The sequence below is a fragment of the Quadrisphaera granulorum genome (assembly GCF_003149145.1).
GTDB lineage: Bacteria > Actinomycetota > Actinomycetes > Actinomycetales > Quadrisphaeraceae > Quadrisphaera > Quadrisphaera granulorum.
In genome coordinates this window covers 356080-382686 of record NZ_QGDQ01000001.1, presented here as the reverse complement: position 1 = coordinate 382686, position 26607 = coordinate 356080, and the positions used below count along the sequence as shown (strand labels likewise).

The window sequence follows — 26607 nt, the reverse complement described above, 5'->3', positions numbered from 1 at the left end:
GCCACTGTCGGCCCCTGCCAGCCATCGGGTGACGGCGCCTAGCCTGGCCGGGTGCACGACGCCCCCGCCGGTTCCGCCTGGTCACCCGAGACGCTCGCCGTCGCCGCGGGCCGCCCTCCCCGCACGCCCGACGCTCCCGTCAACGCCCCGGTGGAGCTGACGTCGACGTTCGTCGCGAGCACCGAGCCAGGTGCGCGGGGGTACGCGCGGTTCGCCAACCCCACGTGGGAGGCACTGGAGGAGGTGCTCGCGTTCCTGGAGGACGCACGATCGACCGAGGGCAGCCCGGACGGTGGCGGTGCGCGGGCGTTCGCCTCGGGCATGGCGGCCGTCAGCGCGGTCATCGAGCAGGTGCCGGTCGGTGGGCTCGTCATCGCGCCGGAGAGTGCCTACAACACGACTCTGGGGCTGCTGGACCACCTCGAGGCGAACGGGCGGCTGCGTCAGCGTCGCGTTCCCCCCGCCGACACCGCCGCCGTCGTCGCGGCCCTGTCCGACACCTCACCCGGTGACCTGCTCTGGCTCGAGTCACCCACGAACCCGATGCTCGAGGTGGCCGACCTGCCCGCACTGTGCGCGGCCGCGCGGGAGGCCGGCGTGCGGGTGGCCGTGGACAACACCTTCGCGACGCCGCTGGTGCAGCAGCCGCTGGCGCTGGGCGCGGACGTCGTCGTCCACTCGGTGACGAAGTACCTCGCCGGGCACTCGGACGTGGTGATGGGCGCCGTCGTCACCCGCGACCCCGGGATCCTGGCGGCGATCACCAAGCACCGGACGGTGGTCGGCGCGATCCCCGGGCCGTTCGAGGCATGGCTGGCGCTGCGCGGCGTCCGCACGCTGCACCTGCGGGTGGAGCGCTCGCAGGCCAGCGCCGCGGAGCTGGCGCGCCGACTGGCCGGCCACCCGGCCGTGAAGCGGGTGCGCCATCCCTCGCTGCCGTCCGACCCGGGCCACGCCCGCGCGGCTGCGCAGATGCGGGGCTTCGGGTCGGTGCTGTCGATCGAGGTACACGGCGGCGCAGCGGGCGCTCAGGCGGTCCAGGAGGCGACCCGTCTGTGGCTGCCCGCCACCAGCCTGGGCGGCGTGGAGTCGCTCATCGAACGCCGCCGCCGCCACCCGTTGGAGCCCGTCGTCGTCCCCGAAGACCTGCTGCGGCTGTCGGTGGGCATCGAGGACGTCGAGGACCTGTGGACCGACCTGTCCCAGGCCCTCGACGCCGTGTCAGCTGCCCCGGCGAGCGAGCATCGGGGCCAGCAGGGCTGAGACCAGCGCTGCCCGCGCCACGCGGCCCGGGCGCAGCGGACGCGGCACCCGCACACGCGCCGAACGGCCCGCCTGGCGCACCTCGGTGAGGTCGATGAGCTCCACGCCGCTGGTGTCAGCGGGTACGAGCAGGGCGAGCACGGCCTCGGCAGGGTCGCCCAGGTCGAGCCTGCGGCGACCACGCGCCAGCGCCGAGCGCAGCGCGGGCGCCAGCTCCTCGTCGGTGCGCGCCCACGGCGCGAGGCGCGCGCCCTCGAGCACGGCGGCGTTGGCGCGCCCGTGGCCGGGGATGCACTTGTAGCTGACGGCGGGGAGCCCCGCCACGAGGGCCTCCGTGTACGAGAGACCACCGGCGTTCTGCACGAGCACATCGGCGACGCTGAGCAGCTCGTGCACGTCGCTGCGCCAGCCCAGCGCCACCGCGCCGGGCACCTGGGCCACACGGGCGCGCAGCTCCTCGTTGCGACCGCACAGGACCATCGGCACCAGCCCGGCCTCACCGACGCGGGCGGCGCTCTCCTCCACCTCACCCAGGCCCAGCGACCCCGCCACGAGCAGGGCCACCCGGCGCGAAGGATCGATGCCGAGTTCACGGCGCAGCTCGGCGCCGCGCTTGGCCGGCACCTGGGTGAACTTCTCGGGCACGAGCGGCCCCACCGCGGTCATGGGGATGCCGTAGTCACGGCGGCCCTGACGCGCCGTGGCGTCGGTGACGGTCCAGTGGTGGTCGACACCGGGGTGAATCCACGAGCGGTGTGCCGCCGGATCGCACAGATAGGTGACCACGGGAACCCGCAGCTTGCCGCGCTCGCGCAAGTGACCGAGAGCCTGGCTGGCCAGCGGGTACGTCGACACGACGAGGGAGTAGGGGCGCCGCCGCGACCAGCGCATCAGCCGGCGGCAGCTGGTGCGGCACAGCAGCGTCAGGAGGAACCGCCAGAAGCGCGAGTCCTCCAGCACGCGGAACAGCCACTCGAAGAGGTCGGGAACCCGGCCGACGCTCTGGGTGTACCCCTGCCGCAGGAACAGCGCGGCGCCGGGCATGAGGGCCCGCAGGTGGTCCTCCACGTCGACGTGCACGCCCAGCGCGCGCAGGCGCTGGGCGAGCTCGTGGGCGGCGCCGTCGTGTCCGGCACCGACGCTGCCGGACACCACGAGGACGCTCGCCCAGGGCTCAGGCTCGACCCGCTCTTCTCGGGGCTTCAGCACAGCTCCTCCTCAGGGGAGTGGGGTGGTTCGGGGGTGGTCTGGGTGGGCGCGGCTGCCGAGGACTCCTCAGCGGTGATCCGCGCCAGCTGGACGACGGCGGTGACCATGAGCGCGAGGCCCGCGGCCTGAGCGGCCACGGCGCCGCCCCCGTTCGACATCCGCTCGTCGAAGGCCAGGGCGCCGACAGCAGCAGCGGCGACGGGCTCGGCGATGGTGATAGCAGGCTGCGAGGCGGTGAGCACGCCCACGCGGTAGCTGGACTGGTTGAGGACGACGCCGACGACGGCGGCCAGCACGAGCGCCCACAGCGGCCAGGAGCCCAGGGCGCTGAGCAGGCCGTCAACCGCGTAGCGGCCGGTGACCTCCTTGAGCAGCGCTCCGGCGAGCCCCAGGGCCGTGCCGCCGCCGAGGCCGAGCAGCAGCGCGCGGTAGCGACCGCTGCCCGCGCGCGACAGCCCCGCGGCGACGAGCACCACCGCGGCGCCCGCCAGCAGACAGGTCCGCAGGGCGGTGGCGTCCGCGACGTCGCGGCCGGCACCAGGCTGGGCGGACACGAGGAAGACCGCCAGCCCGACGACGACGGCGCTGGCCCAGATCCATTCGGCACGCGCCGGGCGGCGCCCCTCCAGGAGCACCGACAGCGGCAGGGCCAGCAGCAGACCGCTGACGAGCAGCGGCTGCACGACCAGCAGGGCTCCCTGGGACAGCGCGACCGTCTGCAGCACCGCGCCCGCGAGGCCGAAGGCCAGGCCGACCAGCCACAGCGGCTGGCGCAGCAGCGCCAGGACGAGGCGCACCCCGGTGCCGCTCTCGGGCGGCGCGGTGGAGGCTGCGCGGTGCTGGGTGACAGTGGAGCTGGCGAAGCAGGCGGCGGCCACCAGGGCGAGGACGACGGCGAGCACGGTCAGCGCACCTCCCGCGTCACGGGCCGTTCGTGGAGGCCCGGACGCTCGTGGAGGTCGGGGACGACGGCGGCGATGCCGATGACCCCGGCCACCATGAGCAGCGCCCCGAGCACCTGACCGGTGACGGGCAGGACGCCCACGGCGAGGTGCTCGGCGAAGGCGGTGGCACCGATGGCGGCGGCCACCGCGGGCTCGGCGATGGAGTGCGCCGGCTGCGACGCCGACAGGTGCCCCGCGGCGTACCCGGCCTGCGTGGCGATGAGCCCGGCAACACCGGTGATGACGACGCCGACGGTGGCGGGGTCGAGCAGGGCGGCAGCGGGATCACGCCCGAACAAGCCCACCACCTGCTTCAACAGGGCGCTGGAGACGCCGATGAGCGCCCCGCCGGACAAGCCCAGCAACAGCGCTTTGCGACGGCGCAGCACCGTCTCGCCGAGCAGCGCGGCCAGCAGCGCGGCGCCCGTCCACCCGCCGGCGACGAGCAGCAGATGGCCGGGCTCGGCGATGGGGGTGCCGCGGTCGGGGTCGGCGGAGACGATGAAGACGCCGAGCCCCACGAGCACGGCCAGCGCCGCCAGCACCTCACCCCGGCCGGGCAGGCGGCGAGCAAAGGCGTCGGAGATCGGCAGCGCCAGCAGCAGGCCCAGCAGGAGGATCGGCTGGACGACGACGAGCGCGCCGCGGCTCAGCGCCAGCGCCTGCAGGAGCAGCGCGGCGAGGGCGACGACGAGGCCGACGAGCCACAGCGGGTTGCGCGCCAGGCGCAGCATGAGCTTCACGGGCGACGTCGACGTGCCGTCATCGGCACCGTCCACGGCGGCGCGGTGCTGCGCGACGGTGGAGACCGCGAAGCAGGCCGCCGAGGCCAGCGCGAGCCAGATGTCAGCCCTCACGGGAGCACCGCCGTCGTCGTCCTGCTCGACCCGATGTCCCTGGGCTCCGCGAGGTCCCCGCTGTCCTGGAGGTGCTCCGACAGCAGGCGCGGCTCCCAGCCGCGCTCGCGCACCGCTGCGACCAGCGTCGGCAGCGCCGCGACCGTGCCGCGCCAGGAGCCGGGCACGGACGTGCAGTCGGAGTCGTGAAGGAGCACCGTGCCACCGCCCTGCCGGACGGGGGTGGGCGTGTCGGGGGCGTCGCGGGCAAGGTCGGCCAGCACCGTGGCGGCGACCCGGTCGCCACGGTGGCCGAGCCAGTCGCGTCCCCAGGCCGTCCACAGCACCGGCCGCAGCCGCGAGGCGCGGGCGGCCCACAGGGTGCCCCCGGAGACGGCGCCGTACGGGGGGCGGGTGAACAGCAGGCCCGCTTCGACGGCGAGGGGGTCCAGCCCGCTCGCCACGGCGTCGCGGACTACGGCGGCGCGGGCACGATCGAGGTCGGCTACGAGCGCGGGAGCGGTACGGGTCAGGTGGTTGCGGTGCTCGTACCCGTGCAGGGCCACCTCGTGGCCGTCGGCCAGGAGAGCCGCGACGTGACCGGGGTGGCGGTCCACCTGGCTCCCCAGGACGAAGAACGTGGCGCGCACGCCGAGTTCGTCGAGAGCGCGCCGGACGGCGGGGGTGCCCTCGGGGTGCGGACCGTCGTCGAAGGTGAGGGCCACCCCGCCGGGAGCGCCGCGGCCGAGCAGTCCGGGCACGACACGCTCGCGCCACCGGCCCCGCCCGAGGACGGCCGGGCCGGCGTGGCCGAGCACCGCCGCGCCAGCGAGAGCGGCGGCGGTGGCTCTGATCAGCCTCGAGCCCCTCACGAGACGGGCTCCCGGTCATCGACGACGAGGTAACCGGCGCCGCGAGAGGTGCGGATGCTGTCGCGACCGAAGGGCCTGTCGACCTTCTCGCGCAGGCGCCGCACGTGGACCTCCACGACGTTGGAGGCGCCGTCGTACGCGGAGTCCCAGACGTGGTCGATGAGGTGGCTGCGCGAGAGCACCTGGCCGGGGCGGCGCATGAGCTCGGCGAGCAGCGCGAACTCCTTGCTCGTGAGCTCGACGGGCACGCCGTCTCGCTCGACGCGGCGGCTGCCCGGGTCGAGCTCGAGGTCTCCCACGCACATCACGGCGGGGCGGGGCACGGCGCCGCGGCGCACCAGGGCCCGTACCCGGGCGAACAGCTCGTCGAGGGCGAAGGGTTTGGTGAGGTAGTCGTCGGCGCCGGAGTCGAGGCCGCGGACCCGATCGGCGACGTCGGCGCGGGCGGTGAGCATGAGGATCGGTGCCCAGCGGCGGCTCTCGCGCAGCTGGCGAGCCACCTCGAAACCGTTGGGCGCCGGGATCATCGCATCGAGCACCACGACGTCGTAGTCGTTCTCGGTGGCGGCCCACAGCCCGTCGGCTCCGGTACCGGCGACGTCGACGGCGTACCCCTCGGACGCCAGTGCCCTGCGCAGCAGCCGTGCCATCGCCGCGTCATCCTCGACGACGAGGATCCTCACGGCGACACCCCCCTGAGGTGGCGTCGCTCGGCGCGGCGGGCGGTCATGCTGTCCTCTCGTCGGGCTCGTGTGCGTCCGCTTCTTCTCTGAAAGATTCCTGGACGCCAGTTCATACAGGCTCGACTGAGAGGGTGCCCCGTGCAGGATGACGGAGCGGTGAACACGCCCCGGCGCGTCCCCCTCGGCATGAGCAGAATCCTCCCTTCGGCCCTGCGCTCCCGCCTGGCAGTGCTGTTCGCCGCCGCCGTGGCCGTGGTCATCGCGGCCGGGGTAGGTCTGCTGGCCTTCGCCACCGACCGCCAGTTCGACGCTGCCGTGGACACCGGCCTCGTCACCCGAACGTCGGCACTCCACCAGGCGATCCAGCGCGGTGACGTGCGCGTGGTGCGCGAAGACCCGATCGCCGAGCTGGTGGCCCCCGACGGGACGGTGGTAGAGACCTCACCCGCCGCGGCGGTGCTCGAGGCGCGCGGCGGGCGCGCGAGCAGCACGTCGTCGTTCCTCCCGGCGACGGTACTCGCGGAAGTACGCCGCTCCGGTGAGGTCAGCGACAGCATCGAACTGCCCCGCCAGGGTCGCGTCCGCTTCACGGCGTCGCCGGTGTCGGTGCCGGAGGCAGGCTCGGTACTCGTGGTGGGCACCCGGATGCGCGAGCTCGACGAGGCCGAGACGCGACTGGTGCTGCTGTTCCTGGCCGGGGCCCCGGTGCTCGTGGCAAGCCTCGGCCTGGCGGGGTGGCTGCTCGCGGGCGCGGCGCTGCGGCCCGTGGCCGACCTGACCCGCCGCGCCGCGCGGATCTCCGCGGCGGAGCTCGACCAGCGCCTGCCGCAACCGCCAGGCGCGGACGAGGTGGCGGTGCTGGCCCGCACCCTCAACGGCATGCTCGACAGGCTCGAGGCGGCCGTGCGGCGCGAGCGGGAGTTCGTCGACGACGCCGCCCACGAGCTGCGCACGCCGATCGCCGTCCTGCGCGGTGAGCTGGAGCTCGCGCTGAGGTTGGGCCGTGACCTGCCCGCCGACGCGGCCGAGTCGCTCGAGGCGGCGCTCAGCGAGGCCGATCGCCTGGAGCACCTCGCCCAGGACCTGCTGCTGCTCGCCTCCGCCGAGCGCGGTGTCAGCGTGCGCGCCCCCGTCGACCTCACGGCCCTCGCCGAGCGCGAGGCGCCGCGTCTGGCCGCAGCGCACCCTGTGCAGGTGCACGTCAGTGGGCTCCCGGCCGTCGTCGACGGCGACGAGCGGGCGCTCGGGAGGTTGCTGGCCAACCTCGTCGCGAACGCCGAGTCCGCGGGAGCCTCACGAGTGCAGGTCAGGACTTCGCTGGTCGACGGCTCCGGCGACGTGGATGGCTCTGCTGGCACTGGCGGCTCTGCTCGACCATGGGTGCGGCTCGTCGTCGCCGACGACGGCCGCGGGTTCCCCCCGGAGCTCATGGCGACGGCCACCGAGAGGTTCACGCGTGGTGACGCCGCGCGCACGCGCTCCTCGAGCGGCGCGGGGCTCGGCCTGGCGATCGTCGCAGCCGTGGTCACCGATCACGGAGGTCGCCTGGAACTCGGCCACGACGCCGAGCTGGGCGGCGCCGCCGTCAGCGTGGAGCTGCCGCTCGCGCGCTGACGCCCCTCGGTCGACTGCTCAGCGCCAGGGCAGCCGCTCGTCGCGCAGCGGCTGGGACAGCAGGTGCAGGGCGGCGTCGCGGGGGTCGCGACCCTCGACGAGCACGGCGGCCACCTGCTCGATCACGCCCATCGCGACACCGGCGCCCTCGGCGAGCGCGGTGATGGAGCGCGCCGTGCCGACGGCCTCGGCGGTGCCGCCGAGCCCATCCAGCACCTCCTGCAGGGGCCGGCCCTGCGACAGCCCCACCCCGAGGCGGTGGTTGCGCGAGAGCGTGGACGCGCACGTGGCAAAGGCGTCTCCCGCACCGGCCAGCCCCGCGACCGTGGCGGCCGAACCACCCATCGCGACGACGAGTCGCGTCACCTCTGCCAGCCCGAGGGCGATGACGGACGCCTTGGCGTTGTCACCCAGGCCCAGGCCCTCGGCCAGGCCCACCCCGACCGCCAGGAGGTTCTTGGCGGCGCCGGCCACCTCGACGCCGATGACGTCGCGTGCGGTGAAGGGGCGGAAGTAGTCGGTGGCGCACAGCGCGGCGGCGCGGTCGGCGATGTCCTCCTGCTCGGCGGCCGCGACGGTGGCGCACGGGCGCCGCTCGGCGATCTCGCGGGCCAGGTTGGGCCCGGAGACCACCGCGAACGGCAGGTCACCGAGGACCTCGCGGACGACCTGGCTGACGCGCAGGTGGGTCTCGAGCTCCAGCCCCTTGAGGAGGCTGATCACCGTCGGGCCGGTGGAGCTGCCCCCCGGGCGCGGTGCCAGATGAGATGCGGCGGTGGCGAGCACGCCTCGCAGGCGCTGTACGGGCACAGCCAGCACGACGTCGTCGACGTCCCCCAGTGCCGCGGCGAGGTCAGTGGTGCCGCTGACGCCTGCGGGCAGGCGCAGACCCTTGAGGTACCGCGAGTTGGCGTGGGCTCGGCTGATCTCCTCGGTGACGGCGGCGTCGCGACCCCACACCACCACCCGGGCGCTCGGGTCGGCATCGGCCACGAGCTGCGCGAACGTCGTACCCCAGCTGCCCGCACCCAGCACGGTGACGCGGCGAGGCGCGCTCACGGGGTGCCCTCGACGGCGGGTCGCCGCGAGCCGGTCCGAGGATCCCACCGGGCAGGCGCCGGCTCACCCCGCAGCTGCGAGAGCAGCTCCACGACGGCGTCGACCACGAGATCGGTCACCTCGCGCAGCACGGTCGCGGTGATGGGCTGGCCCTGGTAGGCGGACAGGTCGACAGGGGGCCCCACGAGCACCTGCATGCGGGGCCGAGGCCACAGGCGCGGCCTGCCGGTGCGCGGCAGCAGCTGCTGCGGACCCCACTGGGCGATCGGCACGAGCGGCGCCCCCGTGGTGAGCGCCAGCCGTGCGGCGCCCGTCTTGCCGACCATGGGCCAGCCCTCCGGGTCCTTCGTGAGCGTGCCGTCAGGGAAGATCACCACGCGGTCGCCGCCGCGGACCGCCTCGGCGGCATGCTGCAGCGCCGCCGCCGCATCGCCCGTGCCGCGGCTGACGGGTACCCCGCGCATGGTGCGCAGCAGCTGCCCCAGCACCGGCACCCGGAACAGGCTCTCCTTGGCGAGGATGCGCGGCACCGGGCCGGACGCGACGAGCACGTCGGCCAGGGTCACCGGGTCGAGCCAGGAGACGTGGTTGGCCACGATGACGCAGCCGCCGTCGGGCAGGTTCTCGAGGCCGTGCCAGTCGGGGCGCGACACGGTGCGCAGCACGCTCCGCACGACGATCGCCGCAGCTCCGAGGGGAAGGCCCAGGCCGGGCTGCACGAGTGACACGGCTCAGGAGGCTATCCGGGCGAGCTCGCCACCTGCAGCACGGGCACCGCCGGGTGGGGCTGACAGGATCGGCAGGTGCTTGAGGACACCTCACGGGACGTCACAGCGGACCTCGCACGGGACGTCGTGGGATGGCGCCTGCTGATGCCGGTCAAGGGCGGTCCCACGGCCAAGAGCCGCCTCGGTGACGTCGTCCGCCACCTCCCCGGTCTGCCCGAGGCGATCGCGCTCGACTCCGTCGAGGCGGCACTGGCGTGCCCGCGGGTGGTGTCCGTGCACGTGATCTGCGCCGACGTCGGTCGCGGTGAGCGCCTCGCGGCGCTGGGCGCTCGCGTGGTGCGCGAGTCCGCGCCGGGCAGTGGTCTGCTGGCCGCGCTCGACGAGGGCCTGGCGGCGCTGCGCACCGAAGACGACAAGGACCACGACGATGACGACGACGGCGGCAGCGGCCAGCGGGACGGCGCGCCCGTCGCCGTCCTGCTGGCCGACGTCCCGAGCCTGCTCCCCGCCGACCTGGCCACGGCTCTGGACGAGGCGCGCGGTGTGCTCGACGCGGGCGGCACCGCGGTGGTCCCCGACGCGGACGGCACCGGCACGGTTCTGCTCGCCGGGCGACTGCGCGGCCCTGAGACCAGCCTCCTGCGCCCGCGCTTCGGCCCGGGGTCGGCGCTGGCGCACCGCCGTGACGGCGCCGTGCCCGTGGGCATGGGCCTGGCGCGCCTGCGCCGCGACGTCGACACCCCCGCCGAGCTCGAGCAGGCGCGCGAACTCGGGCTGGGGCCTCGGACCGCGCAGATCCTCGACGCCCAGACCCGAGACGCGCAGGACCGCGGTGGTGCTCAGACCCGGGCGGGCTCCTCGTCGCGCACGGCCTGCGCGCCCAGCGCCGCGAGCTTCTCGGCGAAGTGCTCGTAGCCGCGGTCGATGAGGTCGATGCCGTGCACCCGTGAGGTGCCGTCGGCGGCGAGCGCCGCGATGAGCTGGCTGAAGCCGCCGCGCAGGTCCGGCACGGTGATGTCAGCGCCCTGCAGCCGCGTGGGCCCGGACACCACGGCGGAGTGGCGGAAGTCCTGCGCGCCGAAGCGGCACGGGGTCGACCCCAGGCACTCGCGGTAGACCTGGATGGTGGCGCCCATCCGCACGAGGGCGTCGGTGAAGCCGAGGCGGTTCTCGTAGACGGTCTCGTGGAGGATCGACAGACCCTGCGCCTGGGTGAGGGCGACGACGAGGGGCTGCTGCCAGTCCGTCATGAAGCCGGGGTGCACGTCGGTCTCGAGCGCGATGGAGCGCAGCGGACCACCGGGGTGCATGAACCGGATGCCGGAGTCGTCGACGTCGAAGGCGCCGCCGATCTTCCGGAAGGTGTTGAGGAAGGTCATCATGTCGGGCTGGCGGGCGCCCTCGACGTAGACGTCTCCTCCGGTGGCCAGCGCCGCGGCACCCCAGCTGGCCGCCTCGATGCGGTCGGGCAGGGCGCGGTGCTCGTACCCGGTGAGGGAGTCGACGCCTTCGATGCGGATGACGCGGTCGGTGTCGACGCTGATGATCGACCCCATCTTCTGCAGCACCGCGATGAGGTCGAGCACCTCCGGCTCGACGGCGGCGTTGCGCAGCTCCGTGACGCCCTCGGCGCGCACGGCCGTGAGCAGCACCTGCTCCGTCGTCCCGACGCTGGGGTAGGGCAGGGAGATGCGGGTGCCGCGCAGGCGGCGCGGGGCGGAGAGGGCGATGCCCGAGGGGCGTTTGTCGACGACGGCGCCGAACTGGCGGAGCACGTCGAGGTGGTAGTTGATGGGCCGGTCGCCGATGCGGCAGCCGCCGAGGTCCGGGATGAACGCCTCGCCCAGGCGGTGCACGAGCGGGCCGCAGAACAGCACGGGGATGCGGCTGGAGCCGGCGTGGGCGTCGATGTCGGCCACGGCGGCCACCTCGACGTCGGCCGGGTCGAGCACGAGCTCGCCGTCCTCGGCGCCCTCCGAGACGCGCACGCCGTGCAGTTCGAGCAGGCCGCGGACCACCGCGACGTCGCTGATGTCGGGAACGTTGCGCAGGCGGGAGGTGGTCTCACCCAGGAGGGAAGCGACCATCGCCTTGGTCACGAAGTTCTTGGCGCCTCGCACGGCGACGCTGCCCTTCAGAGGCGCGCCGCCGGTGACGGTCAGAGTGCTGCTCATGGGTCCCCTCGTGTGCGCCCCGGGGTGTGCGGTTGGAGTCGGTGCGAGACCACCGGCCGCAGGGGCGTCCGGCAAGTCTGCACCAGGTCTGCACCTGGGCAGAACGGGCAGTGACCACCCGGTGCGTCACCGAGTGGTCACTGCCCGATCACGGACGTCTCAGGACAGGACGGGCAGCGTGGCCGGCTTCCAGCTGGGACGCGCGGCCTCGAACGCGTCGATCTCGGCCTCGTGGCGCAGGGTGAGGCCGATGTCGTCGAGGCCCTCCATGAGGCGCCAGCGGGTGTAGTCGTCGACCTGGAAGGTGAACACCGCGGTGCCGCAGGTGGCGGTCTTCTCGGCAAGGTCGACGGTGATCGTGGCGCCCGGGTCGTTGTCGAGGAGCTTCCAGAGCTGCTCGATGTCGTCCTGGGACATCTGCCCGGCGAGCAGGCCCTGCTTGCCCGAGTTACCGCGGAAGATGTCGGCGAAGCGCGAGCTCAGCACCACACGGAAGCCGTAGTCCTTGAGGGCCCAGACGGCGTGCTCGCGGGAGGAGCCGGTGCCGAAGTCCGGACCGGCGACGAGCACCGACCCGTTGCGGAACGCGTCCTGGTTGAGCACGAACGTCGGGTCGTTGCGCCAGGCGGCGAACAGGCCGTCCTCGAAGCCGGTCTTGGTGACCCGCTTGAGGTAGACCGCCGGGATGATCTGGTCGGTGTCGACGTTGCTGCGGCGCAGCGGCACGCCGACGCCGGTGTGGGTGGTGAAGGGCTCCAGGGCCATGTCAGTTCCTCGGGCTCGTCAGCGGCGGGGGCGGCGGGGCGGCGCTCAGACCAGGGCCGGCTGGGCGGCCGGTGCCAGGTCGGCGGGGCTGGACAGGGTCCCGCGCACGGCGGTGGCGGCAGCCACCGGCACGGACACGAGGTGGGTGCGCCCGCCCTTGCCCTGTCGGCCCTCGAAGTTGCGGTTGGAGGTGCTGGCCGCGCGCTCGCCGACGGCGAGCTGGTCGGGGTTCATGCCCAGGCACATGGAGCAGCCCGCGCCGCGCCACTCACCGCCCGCCTCGAGGAAGACCTTGTCCAGCCCCTCCTCCATGGCCTGGAGGCGCACGCGAACGGAGCCGGGAACCACCATGAGGCGAACGCCATCGGCAACCTTGCGCCCCTTGAGCACCTCGGCGGCGACGCGCAGGTCCTCGATGCGGCCGTTCGTGCAGGAGCCGATGAAGACCGTGTCGACCGGGATCTCACGCATCGGCGTGCCAGCCTTGAGACCCATGTACTCCAGGGAGCGCTCGGCGGCGGCGCGCTCGCCCTCATCGGTCATCTGGGCCGGGTCGGGCACGGAGCCGCTCAGCGGCACGCCCTGGCCGGGGTTGGTGCCCCAGGTGACGAAGGGCTCCAGGTCGGCAGCGGAGATGACGACCTCGGCGTCGAAGACGGCGTCGTCGTCGGTGACCAGCTCGCGCCAGTTCGCGACGGCAGCGTCCCAGTCGGCGCCCTTGGGGGCGTGGGGCTTGTCCTTGATGTAGGCAAAGGTCTTCTCGTCCGGAGCGATCATGCCGGCGCGGGCGCCGGCCTCGATCGACATGTTGCAGACGGTCAGGCGCGACTCCATGGACAGCGCGCGGATCGCCTCGCCGCGGTACTCGAGCACGTAGCCCTGACCGCCGCCGGTGCCGATCTTGGCGATGACCGCGAGGATGATGTCCTTGCTGGTGGTGCCCTCGGGCAGCTCGCCGTCGACGGTGATGGCCATGGTCTTGAACGGCGCCAGCGGCAGCGTCTGGGTGGCGAGCACGTGCTCGACCTCGGACGTGCCGATGCCGAAGGCCAGCGCGCCGAACGCGCCGTGCGTGGAGGTGTGGGAGTCACCGCAGACGATCGTCATGCCCGGCTGGGTGAGCCCGGTCTGCGGGCCGACGACGTGCACGATGCCCTGGTCGACGTCGCCCAGGGAGTGGATGCGGACGCCGAACTCCGCGGCGTTGCGACGCAGCGTGTCGACCTGCGTGCGGCTGACGAGGTCGGCAATGGGCTTGTCGATGTCCACCGTCGGGATGTTGTGGTCCTCGGTGGCGATCGTCAGGTCGGGACGGCGCACGGGGCGGCCGGCCTCACGCAGGCCGTCGAAGGCCTGCGGGCTCGTGACCTCGTGGATGAGGTGCAGGTCGATGTAGAGCAGGTCGGGCTCGCCCGCAGCCCCCTTGCGCACGACGTGTGCGTCCCAGACCTTCTCGGCCAGCGTGCGTCCCACTGAGTCCTCCACCAGATCCTGCGTCACGCCCGGGCAGGTGCGCCGCGGGCCCGCGGCCCGGTCACTTGCATCTCACAGACTGAGACGGGAGTATCGAGCCGTGGACAAGTCTAGCGGAGTCGGCGTCCTGGACAAGGCCGTTGGAGTGCTGACCGCCCTCGAGGCAGGCCCGCTCTCGCTCGCGCAGCTCGTCAGCGCCACGCAGCTGTCACGCCCCACGGCCCACCGACTGGCCGTGGCGCTCGAGCACCACCGGCTCGTGACGCGAGACCTCCAGGGCCGCTTCGTACTCGGCTCTCGCCTGGGAGAACTCGCCGCCGCCGCTGGCGAAGACCGACTGCTCGCCAGTGCCGGCCCGGTGCTGGCGGCCCTGCGCGACGCCGCCCACGAGAGCGCCCAGCTGTACCGCCGCCAGGGCGACGTGCGCGTCTGCGTGGCCGCCGCCGACCGCCCCGGCCCCGGCCTGCGCGACTCCGTCCCCGTGGGCGCGTCCCTGTCCATGCACGCAGGGTCGGCCGCGCAGGTGCTCCTGGCCTGGGAAGACCCGGAGCGTCTGCACCGGGGGCTCTCCGGTGCGGCCTTCACGGCTGCCGGGCTCGCCGCGGTGCGCCGGCGGGGCTGGGCCAGCTCGGCGGCAGAGCGTGAAGACGGCGTTGCGTCCGTGTCCGCGCCGGTGCGCTCCCCCGCCGGGCGCGTCGTCGCCGCAGTGTCGATCTCGGGGCCGCTGCAGCGGCTGGGCCGCCAGCCCGGGCGCCTGCACGCCGAGGCGGTGCTCACCGCGGCCTCACGGCTGTCCGAAGCCCTCGCTCGCTCCGCCTGACCCTGCCGCGTCCGCAGCCGGGCGCCCCGTTGCGGTCCAGCCCGATACGAAAAAAGAGGCCCGGTGCGCATCTGCGCACCGGGCCTCAGGTGTAGCCCCGACGGGATTCGAACCCGCGCTACCGCCTTGAGAGGGCGGCGTGCTAGGCCACTACACAACGGGGCCGCTGGGGTACCAGGACTCGAACCTAGACTAAGGGAATCAGAATCCCTTGTGCTGCCAATTACACCATACCCCACCACTCACCAGCGCTGATCACATGGAGTGAGCAAACACTGAGTAAGCAAAGCGTCGGAACTGCCAGCGGTTCCGGTCTTAGACCGGGCCGTTGACCGCGCCGAGGGAAGACTCTACCCGAGGTGGCACCGAGAGCCGAACCAACCCCCTCCGGCGCGCCATCCGCGCCGCGCCCAGGGCAATCACGGCAAACCCCACCGCGTCGACCACCACGAGCAGGGGCGACGCCGACGTCGTCCCCAGCGACTCCGAGAGCCCACCCGCGAGCACCGTCGGGACGAAGACGACGATGTTGTTCACCGCGTGGAAGGCAATGCCCGTCTCCAGTCCCCCCGTGCGCCACGCGAGGTAGCTGGCGGTCAGCCCGAAGAGGAACCTGTCGGCGTACAGCCAAGGGTCCTGGTCGCCGTGGGCGTAGGCGAACGCCGTCGCCGACACCAACGCCGCCACCACGGCCCCCACCCCGGGTCGCCGGAACCACGAGCCGATCGCCTGGGACATCCAGCCGCGGAAGAAGTACTCCTCCCCCGCCGCCTGCAGCGGCGTGGTGAGCACGACGACGACGAGCAGCGCCACCACCGCGCCCGTGCGCCGCTGGTCACCGGAGCCGAACGGCTCCTCACCGGCGGCGGCCGAGAGGAGCCCCAGCCCACCCACGGTGACCAGGACGACGACGGCGGGCAGCAGCCCGGACACGAACAGCCAGCGCCAGCGCAGCCTGCCCATGACGGACACCACCCACCGCGGACCGATGCCGTGCCCGAGTCGCACGGCCGCCCAGCTGAGCGGGATGAGCGCGGCGAGCACGAGGTTGTTCGCGAGGAACGCCACCGGGCTCGCCAGCAGCTCCTCGTCCGTCAGCGGCCGTCCCAGCACCACCTCCGCCACGGCGTAGGCGACCCCGATGAGCGCGATGAGCACGCCGACGCCCGCAACCGCCACGGCAGCGCCGACGAGCGGCCGCCACCAGCGGTGCCGCGGCCCCCGCAGGAGTTGCGGGTAGGGCCGCGGCCCCCACCTGACGGCGAGGTCGGCGTCGTCCACCGAGCCCGCTGTCACCCCAGGGAGGCGCGCAGCGACGCCAGGCGCGCCAGCGCGCTGTCGCGCCCCAGCAGCTCCATCGACTCGAACAGCGGCGGGGAGACCCGCCGGCCGGTGACGGCCACGCGCAACGGCGCGAACGCGAACTTGGGCTTGACGCCCAGCCCGTCCACGAGCGCCTCGCGCAGCGCGGCCTCCAACGACGCCGCGGCCCACGCGTCGTCCTCGAGGGCCTCCAGGGCCCGCACCGAGGCGTCGAGCACGTCGGCAGCCTCGGGGCGCAGGGACCCGCGGGCGTCCTCCTCGACGACGAGCGCGTCGTCGTCGACGAAGAGGAAGCCGAGCATCCCGGCGGCCTCCCCCAGCAGCACCATGCGCTCCTGCACGAGCGGCGCGGCCGCGGCCAGCACGGCCACCTGCCGCTCGGTGGGCTCGGCGGGCAGCACGCCGTCGTCCTGGAGGCGGGCGAGCACGCGGTCGCGGAACGCTTCCGGGGTCAGCAGCCGCATGTGGGCCGCGTTGATGGCCTCGGCCTTCTTGAGGTCGAACCGGGAGGGGCTGGCGACGACGTCGGCGATGTCGAACGCCTCCACCATCTCCGCCGGGGTGAAGACGTCGCGGTGGGGCCCGATCGACCATCCGAGCAGCGCGAGGTAGTTGAGCAGCCCCTCGGGCAGGAAGCCGCGCTCGCGGTGGACGAAGAGGTTGGACTCCGGGTCGCGCTTGGACAGCTTCCGGTTGCCCTCGCCCATGACGTAGGGCATGTGCCCGTACAGGGGCGTGACGTGCGCCGTCCCGATGGCCTTGAGCGCGTCGAACAGCGCCAGCTGGCGCGGCGTGGAGGAGAGCAGGTCCTCACCGCGCAGCACGTGGGTGATGCCCATGAGCGCGTCGTCGACGGGGTTGACCAGCGTGTACAGCGGGGTGCCGTCGGCGCGGGCCACCACGTAGTCGGGCACCGACCCGGCGGGGAAGCGCACCTCGCCGCGGACGAGGTCGTGGAAGGAGTGGTCTCCGTCGGGCATCCGCAGGCGCCACACGGGCTCGCGGCCCGCCGCGCGGAAGGCGGCCTTCTGCTCCTCGGTGGTGTCGCGGTCGGCGTTGTCGTAGCCGCGCTGGGGGTCCTCCCCCGCGGCGCGGCGGCGCTCCGCGGCCTCCTCCGGGCTGGAGAACGACTCGTAGACGTACCCGCCCTCGACGAGCTCGGCGAGCACGTCGGCGTACAGCGCGCTGCGCTGGGACTGCCGGTAGGGCTCGTGCGGGCCGCCGACCTCGACGCCCTCGTCCCACTCCAGGCCCAGCCAGCGCAGCGCCTCCACCATCTGGTGGTAGCTCTCCTCGCTGTGGCGCGCGAGGTCGGTGTCCTCGATGCGCAGCACGAACGTGCCGCCGGTGTGGCGGGCGTAGGCCCAGTTGAACAGCGCTGTGCGCAGGAAGCCGACGTGGGGCACGCCGGTCGGGGACGGCGCGATGCGCACCCTCACCGGGCTCGCGCTCGCCGTCGTCGTCGTGGTCACCGTCGTGCTGGTCTCGCTCATCGCCGCACCACCGGGTTGCTCAGCACGCCGATGCCCTCGACCTCGACCTCGACGCGCTGGCCCTCGCGCAGCTGCCCGACGCCGGCGGGGGTGCCGGTGAGGATGACGTCACCCGGGAGCAGCGTGAACGCCCGGCTGGCGGTGGCGACGAGCTCGGCGACGCCGAAGACCATGTCCTTGGTGGTGCCGTCCTGCACGGTCTTCCCGTCCAGGCGGGTCTGCAGGCGCAGGTCCTCGACGTCCTCGAGGGTCAGGTCCGGGACGATGTACGGCCCGAGGGGCTTGGAGGAGTCGAAGCCCTTGGCGCGGGCCCACTGCCCGTCGCCCTTCTGCCAGTCGCGGGCGGTGACGTCGTTGGCGACCGTGTAGCCGAAGACCACCTCGGCCACGCGCTCCTCGGGGACGTCCTTGCAGACGCGGCCGATGACGACGGCGAGCTCGCCCTCGTAGTCCACCCGCTCGGAGCCCTCGGGCATGACGATCGGGTCCGAGGGGCCGATGACGGCGGTGTTCGGCACGAGGAACATCAGCGGCTTCTCGGGGAGCTCGTTGCCCATCTCGCGGGCGTGGTCGGCGTAGTTGCGGCCGATGCCCACGACCTTGCTGCGCGGGATGACCGGGGCCAGCAGGCGGGCGTCGGCCAACGGCACGCGCTCACCCGTGGGCTGCAGGGGGGCGTAGAGCGGGTCTCCCACGACGACGTGGATCACCTCCTCGCCGGCGTCTCCCTCGACGAGGCCGAACCTCGGGTCGTCTCCGGTGGTGAACCTGGCGATGCGCACCGGTCAAGCCTAGGAGGGAGACCGGCCACCTGCTCAGGTGGCCGGTCTCCCATGATCAGGACGGAGGGGTGCCGGTCAGCCGCGGGCGCCGACGAGGTCAGGGCGGGCGGCGATGACGACGCCCATGCCTGTGTAGCCGAGGAGGACCACCGTGCCGCTGGCGATGTCGGCGGCGTCGCGGCCGAAGAGGAGGATCGAGCCCATGACCAGCGGGAAGTAGGCCTCGGCGATGGACGGGTAGAAGCGCAGGACGCCCTGCCACCGGCCAGCGACCGCGATGCGGACGCCGCAGACGAGCATGCCCAGCATCGACAGCGGCCAGAACGGGTCGGTCCAGAACTGGACCGGGTTGCCCATGTCGGCGACCGTCGCGGCGAGGAGGCTGTTGACCATCGCCAGGCCCAGCAGCACCGCCTCCACCCGCAGGAAGCCGCGAGCCACGCGGCCCGGGCCGAGCGCCTGGGTCCGGTGGATGATCGTCAGCAGCGCCATCACTCCGGCCTGGAAGCAGAAGCTGGACAGGTCGGCGATCCGCCCGGGCAGCTCTCCCGCGGGGGTGTTGAGGCCGACGGCGTAGGTGGTGAGCGACCAGGCGAGCCCCCCGGCGACGAGGACGGCGGCCCGGCGCCGCACCCAGGACGCGGTGGGCGGGTCGGCCAGCGGCTCGTGCTGGCGACGAGTGCGCTGGGCGGGCACCCGGCTGCTGGTCGCGGCGGAGGTGTCGGCGCCGGAGACGTCGGTGCGGGCGGGGGCGGGACGGTCGGTGAGGGACACGGTGGGCTCCTGTGCGGTGTGTGGGGTGGCAGGTCGCCATCCCGAAGCGGTGGTGCTGGTGAGGAAGACGCTCCTCGCCGCAGCGTCCCGGGCGTCAGGGCCGAGCGCTCCCGCGCTGGTCACGCCTGGTGTCCCGGGCGCACGGGACACCGCGACCCGGGACAGCGGGACGCCCCCGGTGCCACCATCGGCGGATGCGCGCTCCGGTGCGCCCGTCGGGGGCGCTCGTGGTGGCCGCCTGCGCGGCGGCCCTCGTGATCAGCGCCGTGCTCGACGCCCTCTCCCCCACCTCGTCCGTCCCGGATGCTGCGAGCACCGGCTGGAGCACCGCCCTGACGGGACTGCTCCTCGCCGTCCCCGGCGCCGTCGTGCAGGCGCTCGGTCCGCGGACGACGACGCGGGGTCGGGACCGGGCGCACCCCGTCGCCGTCGTCCTGCTCCTCGGGGGGCTGCTGTGGGCCGTGGACGGCGTCTCGGCGTCGTGGCTGCTTCACGCCCTCACCGCCGGCGACGGCACCGGCGCCACGGCGGCGTTCTGGTCCTACAACCGGCTCGGTGCGTGGCTGCTGCTGCCGCTCCCGCTGGTGCTGCTGCTCGTGCACGACGGCGCGCTCCCCCGCGGGCGGGTCTGGCGCCCCGCGGCCCTCGTCGGGCTGGCGAGCACGGCGCTGCTCCCGGTGGTCGTGCTCGGCGTCCCGTCGTCCGTGGTGGGGCAGCCCCCCGTGCCCGGCGTGGACCTCGACCCGGTGCCGGTGCCCCTGCCCGAGCCGGTCTGGGAGGCGGTGTGGGTGCTGGCGCGGGCGCTGGTGCCGGTGAGCCTGCTCGTGCCGTTCGCGCTGCTCGTGGCGCGCTCGCGCGGACCCGCCGGGCCGGCGCGCGACCGCAGCCGCTGGATGCTCTGGTCAGCGCTGGTGGCCCTGCTCACGATGCTCACCGTCTGGGCCCTGCCCGACGGGTTCACCTCGGCGGCGCTCACGGTCTCCTGCGCGGTGGTAGCCGCCTCCTGCGCGGTGGCGCTCGTGCGCCCCGACCTCGTCGACGTCGACAGGCTGCTCGGCGGCACCCTCGTATGGGCGCTGGTGGCGGGGTCGGTGCTCGTGGTCGACGTGGTCCTCGTGGCCGCCGCCTCGGCGCTGCTGGGGGGTGCCCTGCCCGAGAGGGAGGCAGCACTCGTGGCGGTGCTGCTTGTCACGGCCGTGTACGGGCCGCTGCGCGAGCGCGTGTGGAGCGCCGTGCGCCGCCTCGTGCTGGGTGACCGCGACGACCCCTGGCACGCGCTCTCGTCGCTGGCGCAGGCGCTCGAGCGGTCGGGGTCGGCGCGCGAGCAGCTGCTCGTCGTGGCGGAGTCCGTGGCGCACGCGTTCCGCGTGGACGACGTGGTGGTGGAGGTCGACCGCGCCGACGGCGGCAGCCTCGTGGCCGTGCACGGACGCCACCTGGAGCCGGACGCGCGCCGCGAGCTGCCCCTGGTCTACCGGGGCGAACCCCTCGGACGGCTGCTGCTGCCGGCGGGCCCGGGCTGCGGCACGGGGCGCAGCCGGCTGTCGCGCCGCGACGAGCGCCTCCTCGGCGACCTCGTGCGCCAGGCCGCCCTCGCCGCTCGCGCCGAGGCGCTCGCGGAGGACCTGCAGGCCAGCCGGGCCCGCATCCTCGCCGTCCGCGAGGAGGACCGCCGCCGGGTGCGCCGCGACCTGCACGACGGGCTCGGCCCGGTGCTGGGGGCGGCCGTCATGGCCGTGGACACCGTCCGCAACCTGGCCCCGGACCTGCCGGAGCCCGCGCAGCGGATGCTCGGGCGGGTCCGCGACGACGTCCAGGAGGCGCTGGCCGAGGTCCGGCGCCTCGTGCACGAGCTGCGCCCGCCGGCCCTGGACGACCTCGGGCTGGTCGGCGCGCTGCGCCAGCACGCCGACCGCCTCGGGGTCGCTGGCCTCGACGTGAGCGTACGAGCGGCCGCCGACCTCGAGGCCGCCTCCCTGCCGGCCGCGGTGGAGGTGGCCGCCTACCGCATCGCCGGCGAGGCCGTGACCAACGCCGCCCGGCACGCCCGCGCGACCCGGTGCTCGGTGCACCTGGGGCGCCGCGGCAGCGCGCTGGAGGTGGTGGTGGACGACGACGGCCGCGGCATCGACCCCGCTGCTCCCGCCGGCGTGGGCCTGGCCTCACTGAAGGAGCGCGCCCGCGAGCTCGGGGGCAGCTGCACGGTGACCTGCCCGCCGGGCGGCGGCACCCGCGTCGAGGCGCTGCTGCCGCTGACAGCCATCGAGCCCGCCGTGCCCCAGCAGGTGGCCCGTGCCTGAGCCCGGGACCACGCGCCCGCTGCCGCGGGTGCTCGTCGTGGACGACCACCCGCTCTTCCGCGACGGCGTCGCCGCGCTGCTGGCCTCCACCGGCGTGGTCGACGTGGTGGGCACGGCGGCCGACGGCGAGCAGGCCGTCGCCGCTGTCGCGGAGCACGACCCCGACGTCGTGCTCATGGACGTGCAGATGCCCGTCCTCGACGGTGTGGACGCCACGCGCCGGCTCGTGGACTCGCGCGCCCGGGCCGCCGTCGTCGTCCTGACGATGTCGGAGGAGGACGCCACCGTGTTCGCGGCCGTGCGCGCGGGGGCCCGCGGCTACCTGCTCAAGGGAGCGGGGCAGGAGGAGCTGGTGGCCGCCGTGCGCACTGCGGCGACCGGTGGGGCGGTGTTCGGCGCGGCGCTGGCGGGCCGCATGGCGGCCTTCTTCGCCGCTCCCCCGGCGCCGCCGACGGCCGCTGCGGCCTTCCCCGAGCTCACTGCGCGCGAGGCGGAGGTGCTGGAGCTGCTGGCGGCGGGCCGCACCAACGCGGAGATCGCGCAGGCGCTGTTCCTCTCGCCCAAGACCGTCCGCAACGTGGTCTCGGCGGTGCTCGCCAAGCTCCAGGCCTCCGACCGGACCGAGGCGGCCGCCCGCGCCCGCGAGGCCGGGATCACCCCGGCCTGACCGGGGAGGCTGACGTCCGGAGGGGAGGCTGACGTCCGGATCCGGGGCCGGAAGCGGACGCGAGGCTGCCCACCGGACGTCAGCCTGCCCACCTCTCACCCCGCTGATCGCCCAGGCTGCAGCCACAGCCGCGGCGCGCCTCCCCGACGCCCTGCCAGCTCGACCACCACCGGCAGGTCCGCGCCGGCCAGCTGCGCCCTCCTCACGGCGGCCACCTCCAGCACCTCCCGACGGCAGGCCTCCGGCTCGGTCGTCAGGCGCCGGTGCGAGAACCTCAGCGTCTGGACGCCGAGCCCCGCCACCCGTGCATCTCGGGCGATGTCGCGCTCCCGCTGCCACGGTGAGTCGTGGTAGGCCCGCCCGTCAAGCTCGACGGCGAGCGCAGCAGCCTCGTCGTAGCCGTCCAGGACGGACAGCTGGCCGGCGGCGACCACCTCGACCTGCCGGCGCAGGTGCATGAACTCGGGTCCGGTGAAGACGTGGTCGTAGCCCCACAGCTCCAGCTCGCTGCGGCAGCCGGCCCGGATCTTCCCGACCAGCTGGCGGAGCTCGGCAGCGCCGGCCACCTGCCGGCGCGCGGTGAGCTCGTCGTCCAGGTCGGCGGCCGTCAACAGCCGCTTCCTCACGCCGACCAGCGCCGGTGCCCGCTGGTCGCTGCCGGTCAGCAGCGACCAGCTCTCCACGACGGCGCGCGGGGCGGAGACCACCTGGAGCCCGTCACGCAGCCCCCGTCCCGGTCGGCGCGGCTGCGGTGCAGCTCCAGCCGCCAGGCCTCGGACGCCGGGACCGTGCGGCGTCGAGGATGGGGGACGACGACGTGCACTGCCGCCGCCGCGACGTCCGCGGGCACGGGCAGTCCGTACAGGCCGAGCGCCGTCGTGTGCGACAGCGCCGCCGGCGAGCCCGCGAAGAGGAGCGCGGCGCGCTGACGGATCCGTGGTCCGTCGGTGTGGTCCGGCGCGGTGAGGACGCCGGGCAGCACCCTCACCACGCTGCCCGAAGCGAGCGCCCTCGCGACTGCCGCGCTGCTGGTGGCGCTGGCCAACGAGGCGTAGGACGCGACGCCACCGAGCACGGCGAGCGCGGCGGGCACGCGGGACGAGGGAGGCACGCCTCACCGTGGCGCTCCCCGTGCCTCGCTCGCGGGGCCCTCGTGACGCCGGTGGACAGCACGCCGCGGATGCGGTGCGGCAAGCGCACTGTGGGCGGACGCGCGGCCGGCAGAGGTGGGCAGTCTGGCGTCCGGTGGGCAGCGTGACGTCCGGATCCAGGCCCGGAGGCGGACGCCAGCTACCCCACCGGACGTGAGCCTCCCCACCAGCTCAGCGACGTCTGCCGGTCAGCGACGTCTGCCGGTCAGCGGGCGGCGGACCGGACCTGGGCGACGCCCTGGTTGGCGAGGGCGTCCGCGGCCTCGTTGCCGGGGTCGCCGGCGTGGCCCTTCACCCAGCGCCACTGCACGTCGTGCTGGGCGACGGCCTCGTCGAGGGCCCGCCACAGCTCGGCGTTCTTCACCGGCTGCTTGGACGCCGTGCGCCACCCGTTGCGCTTCCACCCGGCGATCCAGCTCTGGATGCCCTGCATGACGTAGGTCGAGTCGACGTGCAGCAGCACCGTCGAGCGGCGCTTCAGCGCCCCCAGGCCCTCGATGACGGCGGTGAGCTCCATGCGGTTGTTCGTGGTGGTGGCCTCACCGCCGAACAGCTCCTTGGTGTGCTCCCCGGAGCGCATGAGCACGCCCCAGCCGCCGACGCCGGGGTTGCCCTTGCAGGCGCCGTCGGTCCACATCTCGACCACCGGCTGGTCGGGCTGGTCCTCGCTCACGCTGCTCAGGCGGGAGACGGGGCAGCTGGAACGGCCGAGGGCACCGGCAGACCAGCCTTGAGCAGGCCGTACGTGATGCCGTCGACCAGGGCCTGCCAGGAGGCCTCGACGAGGTTGGGGGCCACGCCCACCGTCGTCCACGTGGCCCGTCCGTCGGTGGTGTCGATGAGCACGCGCGTGGTGGCGTCGGTACCCGCGTCGGCGTCGAGGATGCGCACCCGGAAGTCGGTCAGGTCGAGCCCCGCGATCTGCGGGTACACCGGGATGAGCGCCTGGCGCAGCGCGGCGTCGAGGGCGTTGACCGGGCCGTTGCCCTCGCCGGTGGCCACGAGGCGCTGGCCGCCGGCGCGCAGCTTGACGGTGGCCTCCGACGTCGGGCCGGTGCCCTTGCCGTGCTCGATGAACGCGCGCCAGCTCTCCACCTCGAAGTAGCTGGGGCGGGCGCCCTCGCGGACCTCGCGCAGCAGGAGGTCGAAGCTGGCGTCGGCGGCCTCGAAGGTCCACCCCGCCAGCTCGAGCTCCTTGACCCGGGCGACCGTGCGAGACAGCACGTCCTGGTCTCCGGCGAGGTCGTGGCCGAGCTCGCGGCCCTTGAGCTCGATGGAGGCGCGACCGGCCATGTCGGAGACGAGCATGCGCATGTCGTTGCCGACGGCGGTCGGGTCGGTGTGCTGGTAGAGGTCGGGGTCCACGCGGATGGCGCTGGCGTGCAGCCCCGCCTTGTGGGCGAAGGCCGATGCGCCCACGTACGGCGAGCGCGCGTACATCGCCACGTTGGTGATCTCCGCGACGGCGTGGGCGATCCGGGTCGCCTCGCCCAGGCACTCAGCGGGCACCACCTGGCGGCCCAGCTTGAGGACCAGGTCGGCGACGACGACGACGAGGTCGGCGTTGCCCGTCCGCTCCCCGTACCCGTTCACGCAGCCCTGGACGTGAGTGGCGCCGGCGCGCACGGCCGCCAGCGAGTTGGCGACGGCGCAGCCGGAGTCGTTGTGGGCGTGCATGCCCACCCGGGTGCCCTCGGGTGATGCCGCGAGCGTCGCCGCGACGACCTCCTCGACCTCGTGCGGCAGCCGCCCGCCGTTGGTGTCGCACAGGACGACGGCCTCCGCGCCCGCCTCCACGGCGGTGCGGACGACGGCGAGGGCGTGGTCCCTGTCGAGCTCGTACCCGTCGAAGTAGTGCTCGGCGTCGAGGAAGACGCGCCGGCCGTGCGCCACGAGGTGCTCCACAGTGTCGCGCACCATGGCGAGGTTCTCCTCCTCGGTGGTGCGCAGCGCGAGCTTCACGTGCCCGACGTGGCTCTTGGCGACGATCGTCACCACCGGGGTCTGCGCGTCGAGCAGCGCCTGCACCTGCGGGTCGGTGGCCGCCGAGCCGCCGGCCCGGCGCGTGGCGCCGAACGCCGCGAGCACCGCGTGGCGCAGCGGCAGCTCGGTGCGGGCGCGGGCGAAGAACTCGGTGTCGCGCGGGTTGGCCCCCGGCCAGCCGCCCTCGATGAAGCCGACGCCCAGCTCGTCGAGGCGGGCGGCGATGGCCAGCTTGTCGGCGACGGAGAGGTTGAGCCCCTCCTGCTGCGCGCCGTCGCGCAGCGTCGTGTCGTAGACCTGGACGTCGGTCGTCGTCGCCGTCGTCCGGGTCGTGCTCGGGGTGCTCATCGCAGGTCGTCTCCTCTGCCTCAGACGAGGCGGTGCATCCAGCCGCGGCGGTCTTCGGCGCGGCCGTACTGGACGTCGAGCAGGGTGGCGCGGACCGCCTCGGTGACCTTCCCGGCGACCTCGGTCTCGGCCGCGGCCGGCTTGGTGCCACCGCCGTCGACGAAGCTGCCGATGGGGGTGACCACGGCCGCGGTGCCGCACGCGAAGGCCTCGGTGACCTCACCGCTGGCGACCATCGACAGCCAGTCGTCGAGGGCGATGCGCTGCTCGACGGGCTCCAGGCCCATGTCGCGCGCGATCTCGAGGATGGAGTCTCGTGTGACGCCCTCGAGGATGGAGCCGGTCAGCTCGGGGGTGAGCAGGCGGCCGTCTGCGGTGACGAGGAAGACGTTCATGCCGCCCAGCTCCTCCACCCACCGCTGCTCGGCGGCGTCGAGGAAGACCACCTGGTCACAACCGGCGGCGTAGGCCTCCTGCTGGGCGAGCAGGCTGGCGGCGTAGTTGCCACCGCACTTGGCGGCGCCGGTGCCGCCGGCGGCAGCGCGCGTGTACGTGCGGCTGACGAGCAGCTTCACCGGGCGGGGGCCGCTGGTGAAGTAGGCGCCGGCCGGGGAGGCGATGACGAGGTAGTCGACCTTGGCCGCGGGGCGCACGCCGAGGAAGGCCTCGGAGGCGAACATGAACGGCCTCAGGTACAGGCTGGTCTCGCCGCCGGTGGGCACCCAGGCCTCGTCAGCCGCCACGAGGGCCTCGAGAGAGGCGATGAAGTCGGCCTCGGGCAGCTCGGGCAGCGCCAGGCGGCGCGCTGACCGCGCGAACCGGGCGGCGTTGGCCTGCGGGCGGAAGGTCCACACCGAGCCGTCGGCCCAGCGGTAGGCCTTCATGCCCTCGAAGATCTCCTGCGCGTAGTGCAGGACGGCGGCCGACGGGTCGAGCTGGAGCGGCCCGTAGGGCTCGACGCGGGCCTGGCCCCAACCGCCGTCAGCGGTCCAGACGGCGTGCGCCATGTGGTCGGTGAAGTGCTTGCCGAACCCGGGAGAGGCCAGCACGGCCGCGCGGTCGGCGTCCGAGGTGGGAGCGGGGTGCGGCTGGCGCTCGAAGGACAGCGGCGCAGGGGCCTGGAGGCTGTCAGCGGACATGCTACGGGAGCGTAGCTTGCGCCGGCGGTGCACCGTCGCTGGTGCGTGCTCCTCTCGGGGCAGTGTCCTTCGCGGAGTTCCTCGCGTGCGCTGTGTGTCCTCCAGCCGGCCGCCAGCGCGCCGATGACTCAGGGATGGGGCACAGGACCGGTCGCAGCACGGTCGGCGGCCGACTGATGTCGGCCGACCCGCTTCAGCGCCGACCCA

The 26607-nt window shown here is 74.2% G+C and carries 25 protein-coding genes and 2 tRNA genes; 6 read left to right on the top strand and 21 right to left on the bottom strand.

What is annotated here, in order from left to right:
* The first annotated feature begins 51 nt into the window (after positions 1-51).
* Positions 52-1263, top strand: a complete 1212-nt coding sequence (locus BXY45_RS01730; RefSeq protein WP_109772529.1) for a trans-sulfuration enzyme family protein — start codon at positions 52-54, stop codon at positions 1261-1263.
* On the opposite strand, the gene BXY45_RS01725 is transcribed toward BXY45_RS01730, so the two are convergent.
* From BXY45_RS01725 to BXY45_RS01705, 5 genes are read right to left on the bottom strand one after another with little or no spacing between them, the layout of a single operon-like run.
* On the bottom strand, positions 1222-2472 hold the full coding sequence (locus BXY45_RS01725; protein WP_109772528.1) for an MGDG synthase family glycosyltransferase: 1251 nt from the start codon (positions 2470-2472) through the stop codon (positions 1222-1224). The two genes, BXY45_RS01730 and BXY45_RS01725, sit on opposite strands and share 42 nt — an antisense overlap.
* Positions 2466-3374, bottom strand: a complete 909-nt coding sequence (locus tag BXY45_RS01720; protein WP_109772527.1) for a DMT family transporter — start codon at positions 3372-3374, stop codon at positions 2466-2468. Before BXY45_RS01720 ends, BXY45_RS01725 begins: the two co-directional genes overlap by 7 nt.
* Before the next feature lie 2 nt (positions 3375-3376).
* Positions 3377-4273, bottom strand: coding sequence for a DMT family transporter (locus BXY45_RS01715; RefSeq protein WP_109772526.1), 897 nt, complete (start codon positions 4271-4273; stop codon positions 3377-3379).
* Positions 4270-5124 (bottom strand): polysaccharide deacetylase family protein, encoded by an 855-nt coding sequence (locus tag BXY45_RS01710; protein WP_109772525.1) that lies wholly within the window; start codon positions 5122-5124, stop codon positions 4270-4272. The genes BXY45_RS01715 and BXY45_RS01710 overlap by 4 nt, the downstream gene beginning before the upstream one ends.
* Complete coding sequence (locus BXY45_RS01705) at positions 5121-5807, bottom strand: response regulator transcription factor (RefSeq protein ID WP_109772524.1); 687 nt, start codon at positions 5805-5807, stop codon at positions 5121-5123. Before BXY45_RS01705 ends, BXY45_RS01710 begins: the two co-directional genes overlap by 4 nt.
* Positions 5808-5963: 156 nt before the next feature.
* Between BXY45_RS01705 and BXY45_RS01700 the strand changes: the two genes are divergently transcribed.
* Positions 5964-7421 carry a sensor histidine kinase gene (locus BXY45_RS01700; protein ID WP_109772523.1) on the top strand — a complete coding sequence of 486 codons (1458 nt, stop codon included), beginning with the start codon at positions 5964-5966 and terminating at the stop codon, positions 7419-7421.
* Between the two features lie 18 nt (positions 7422-7439).
* Here BXY45_RS01700 and BXY45_RS01695 read toward each other — a convergent pair whose 3' ends face one another.
* Both BXY45_RS01695 and BXY45_RS01690 read right to left on the bottom strand, forming a co-directional pair.
* Positions 7440-8480 carry an NAD(P)H-dependent glycerol-3-phosphate dehydrogenase gene (locus tag BXY45_RS01695; protein WP_109772522.1) on the bottom strand — a complete coding sequence of 347 codons (1041 nt, stop codon included), beginning with the start codon at positions 8478-8480 and terminating at the stop codon, positions 7440-7442.
* The gene (locus BXY45_RS01690) at positions 8477-9208 is read right to left on the bottom strand and encodes a lysophospholipid acyltransferase family protein (protein ID WP_211319142.1); all 732 of its coding nucleotides are present in this window, start codon (positions 9206-9208) and stop codon (positions 8477-8479) included. The genes BXY45_RS01695 and BXY45_RS01690 overlap by 4 nt, the downstream gene beginning before the upstream one ends.
* 75 nt (positions 9209-9283) lie before the next feature.
* Here BXY45_RS01690 and BXY45_RS01685 point away from each other — a divergent pair, with 75 nt between their 5' ends.
* Positions 9284-10123 carry a CofC family guanylyltransferase gene (locus tag BXY45_RS01685; RefSeq protein ID WP_211319141.1) on the top strand — a complete coding sequence of 280 codons (840 nt, stop codon included), beginning with the start codon at positions 9284-9286 and terminating at the stop codon, positions 10121-10123.
* On the opposite strand, the gene murA is transcribed toward BXY45_RS01685, so the two are convergent.
* The 3 genes from murA to leuC all read right to left on the bottom strand — a co-directional run bounded on the left by murA (position 10048) and on the right by leuC (position 13620).
* Complete coding sequence (gene murA / locus BXY45_RS01680) at positions 10048-11382, bottom strand: UDP-N-acetylglucosamine 1-carboxyvinyltransferase (RefSeq protein ID WP_109772521.1); 1335 nt, start codon at positions 11380-11382, stop codon at positions 10048-10050. The genes BXY45_RS01685 and murA overlap by 76 nt on opposite strands.
* A 159-nt stretch (positions 11383-11541) precedes the next feature.
* Entirely contained in the window at positions 11542-12141 is a 600-nt protein-coding gene (gene leuD, locus BXY45_RS01675; RefSeq protein WP_109772703.1) for a 3-isopropylmalate dehydratase small subunit, read from the bottom strand.
* A gap of 51 nt (positions 12142-12192) precedes the next feature.
* The gene (gene leuC / locus BXY45_RS01670; protein ID WP_211319140.1) at positions 12193-13620 is read right to left on the bottom strand and encodes a 3-isopropylmalate dehydratase large subunit; all 1428 of its coding nucleotides are present in this window, start codon (positions 13618-13620) and stop codon (positions 12193-12195) included.
* A gap of 100 nt (positions 13621-13720) precedes the next feature.
* Here leuC and BXY45_RS01665 point away from each other — a divergent pair, with 100 nt between their 5' ends.
* Positions 13721-14440, top strand: coding sequence for an IclR family transcriptional regulator (locus BXY45_RS01665; RefSeq protein WP_109772519.1), 720 nt, complete (start codon positions 13721-13723; stop codon positions 14438-14440).
* Positions 14441-14532: 92 nt separating this feature from the next.
* Here BXY45_RS01665 and BXY45_RS01660 read toward each other — a convergent pair.
* The 6 genes from BXY45_RS01660 to BXY45_RS01635 all read right to left on the bottom strand — a co-directional run bounded on the left by BXY45_RS01660 (position 14533) and on the right by BXY45_RS01635 (position 18812).
* Positions 14533-14605, bottom strand: a tRNA-Glu gene (locus BXY45_RS01660).
* 1 nt (position 14606) lies between these two features.
* Positions 14607-14678 (bottom strand) — tRNA-Gln (locus tag BXY45_RS01655).
* Positions 14679-14755: 77 nt separating this feature from the next.
* Positions 14756-15721 carry a CPBP family intramembrane glutamic endopeptidase gene (locus tag BXY45_RS01650; protein ID WP_109772518.1) on the bottom strand — a complete coding sequence of 322 codons (966 nt, stop codon included), beginning with the start codon at positions 15719-15721 and terminating at the stop codon, positions 14756-14758.
* Positions 15722-15732: 11 nt separating this feature from the next.
* The gene (gltX, locus tag BXY45_RS01645) at positions 15733-17256 is read right to left on the bottom strand and encodes a glutamate--tRNA ligase (protein ID WP_109772517.1); all 1524 of its coding nucleotides are present in this window, start codon (positions 17254-17256) and stop codon (positions 15733-15735) included.
* A complete protein-coding gene (locus BXY45_RS01640; RefSeq protein WP_109772516.1) occupies positions 17253-18038 on the bottom strand; it encodes a fumarylacetoacetate hydrolase family protein in 786 nt (261 codons plus the stop codon). Before BXY45_RS01640 ends, gltX begins: the two co-directional genes overlap by 4 nt.
* A gap of 75 nt (positions 18039-18113) precedes the next feature.
* Positions 18114-18812: a hypothetical protein gene (locus BXY45_RS01635; RefSeq protein WP_109772515.1), complete on the bottom strand. Its 699-nt coding sequence runs from the start codon at positions 18810-18812 to the stop codon at positions 18114-18116.
* Positions 18813-19006: 194 nt separating this feature from the next.
* Here BXY45_RS01635 and BXY45_RS01630 point away from each other — a divergent pair, with 194 nt between their 5' ends.
* Together BXY45_RS01630 and BXY45_RS01625 are read left to right on the top strand one after the other, a co-directional pair.
* Positions 19007-21112, top strand: coding sequence for a sensor histidine kinase (locus BXY45_RS01630; protein WP_109772514.1), 2106 nt, complete (start codon positions 19007-19009; stop codon positions 21110-21112).
* Complete coding sequence (locus BXY45_RS01625) at positions 21105-21779, top strand: response regulator transcription factor (protein ID WP_211319139.1); 675 nt, start codon at positions 21105-21107, stop codon at positions 21777-21779. Before BXY45_RS01630 ends, BXY45_RS01625 begins: the two co-directional genes overlap by 8 nt.
* Before the next feature lie 95 nt (positions 21780-21874).
* Here the strand turns inward: BXY45_RS01625 and BXY45_RS01620 are convergent, their stop codons facing one another.
* From BXY45_RS01620 to BXY45_RS01600, 5 genes are all read right to left on the bottom strand, one after another.
* Entirely contained in the window at positions 21875-22486 is a 612-nt protein-coding gene (locus BXY45_RS01620; RefSeq protein WP_109772513.1) for an endonuclease domain-containing protein, read from the bottom strand.
* The gene (locus tag BXY45_RS01615) at positions 22441-22890 is read right to left on the bottom strand and encodes a hypothetical protein (RefSeq protein WP_146211043.1); all 450 of its coding nucleotides are present in this window, start codon (positions 22888-22890) and stop codon (positions 22441-22443) included. The genes BXY45_RS01620 and BXY45_RS01615 overlap by 46 nt, the downstream gene beginning before the upstream one ends.
* A 245-nt stretch (positions 22891-23135) precedes the next feature.
* Complete coding sequence (rnhA, locus tag BXY45_RS01610; RefSeq protein ID WP_109772701.1) at positions 23136-23567, bottom strand: ribonuclease HI; 432 nt, start codon at positions 23565-23567, stop codon at positions 23136-23138.
* Between the two features lie 41 nt (positions 23568-23608).
* Positions 23609-25261 (bottom strand): citramalate synthase, encoded by a 1653-nt coding sequence (gene cimA, locus BXY45_RS01605; RefSeq protein ID WP_109772511.1) that lies wholly within the window; start codon positions 25259-25261, stop codon positions 23609-23611.
* Positions 25262-25281: 20 nt separating this feature from the next.
* Positions 25282-26400 carry a branched-chain amino acid aminotransferase gene (locus BXY45_RS01600; protein WP_109772510.1) on the bottom strand — a complete coding sequence of 373 codons (1119 nt, stop codon included), beginning with the start codon at positions 26398-26400 and terminating at the stop codon, positions 25282-25284.
* Positions 26401-26607: the final 207 nt, after the last annotated feature.

Coding starts and splice junctions, on each gene's coding strand:
- cimA (WP_109772511.1), bottom strand. CDS start 25,261: ATGAGCACCCCGAGCACGACCCGGACGACGGCGACGACGACCGACGTC.
- BXY45_RS01630 (WP_109772514.1), top strand. CDS start 19,007: ATGCGCGCTCCGGTGCGCCCGTCGGGGGCGCTCGTGGTGGCCGCCTGC.
- gltX (WP_109772517.1), bottom strand. CDS start 17,256: ATGAGCGAGACCAGCACGACGGTGACCACGACGACGACGGCGAGCGCG.
- BXY45_RS01600 (WP_109772510.1), bottom strand. CDS start 26,400: ATGTCCGCTGACAGCCTCCAGGCCCCTGCGCCGCTGTCCTTCGAGCGC.
- rnhA (WP_109772701.1), bottom strand. CDS start 23,567: ATGTGGACCGACGGCGCCTGCAAGGGCAACCCCGGCGTCGGCGGCTGG.
- murA (WP_109772521.1), bottom strand. CDS start 11,382: ATGAGCAGCACTCTGACCGTCACCGGCGGCGCGCCTCTGAAGGGCAGC.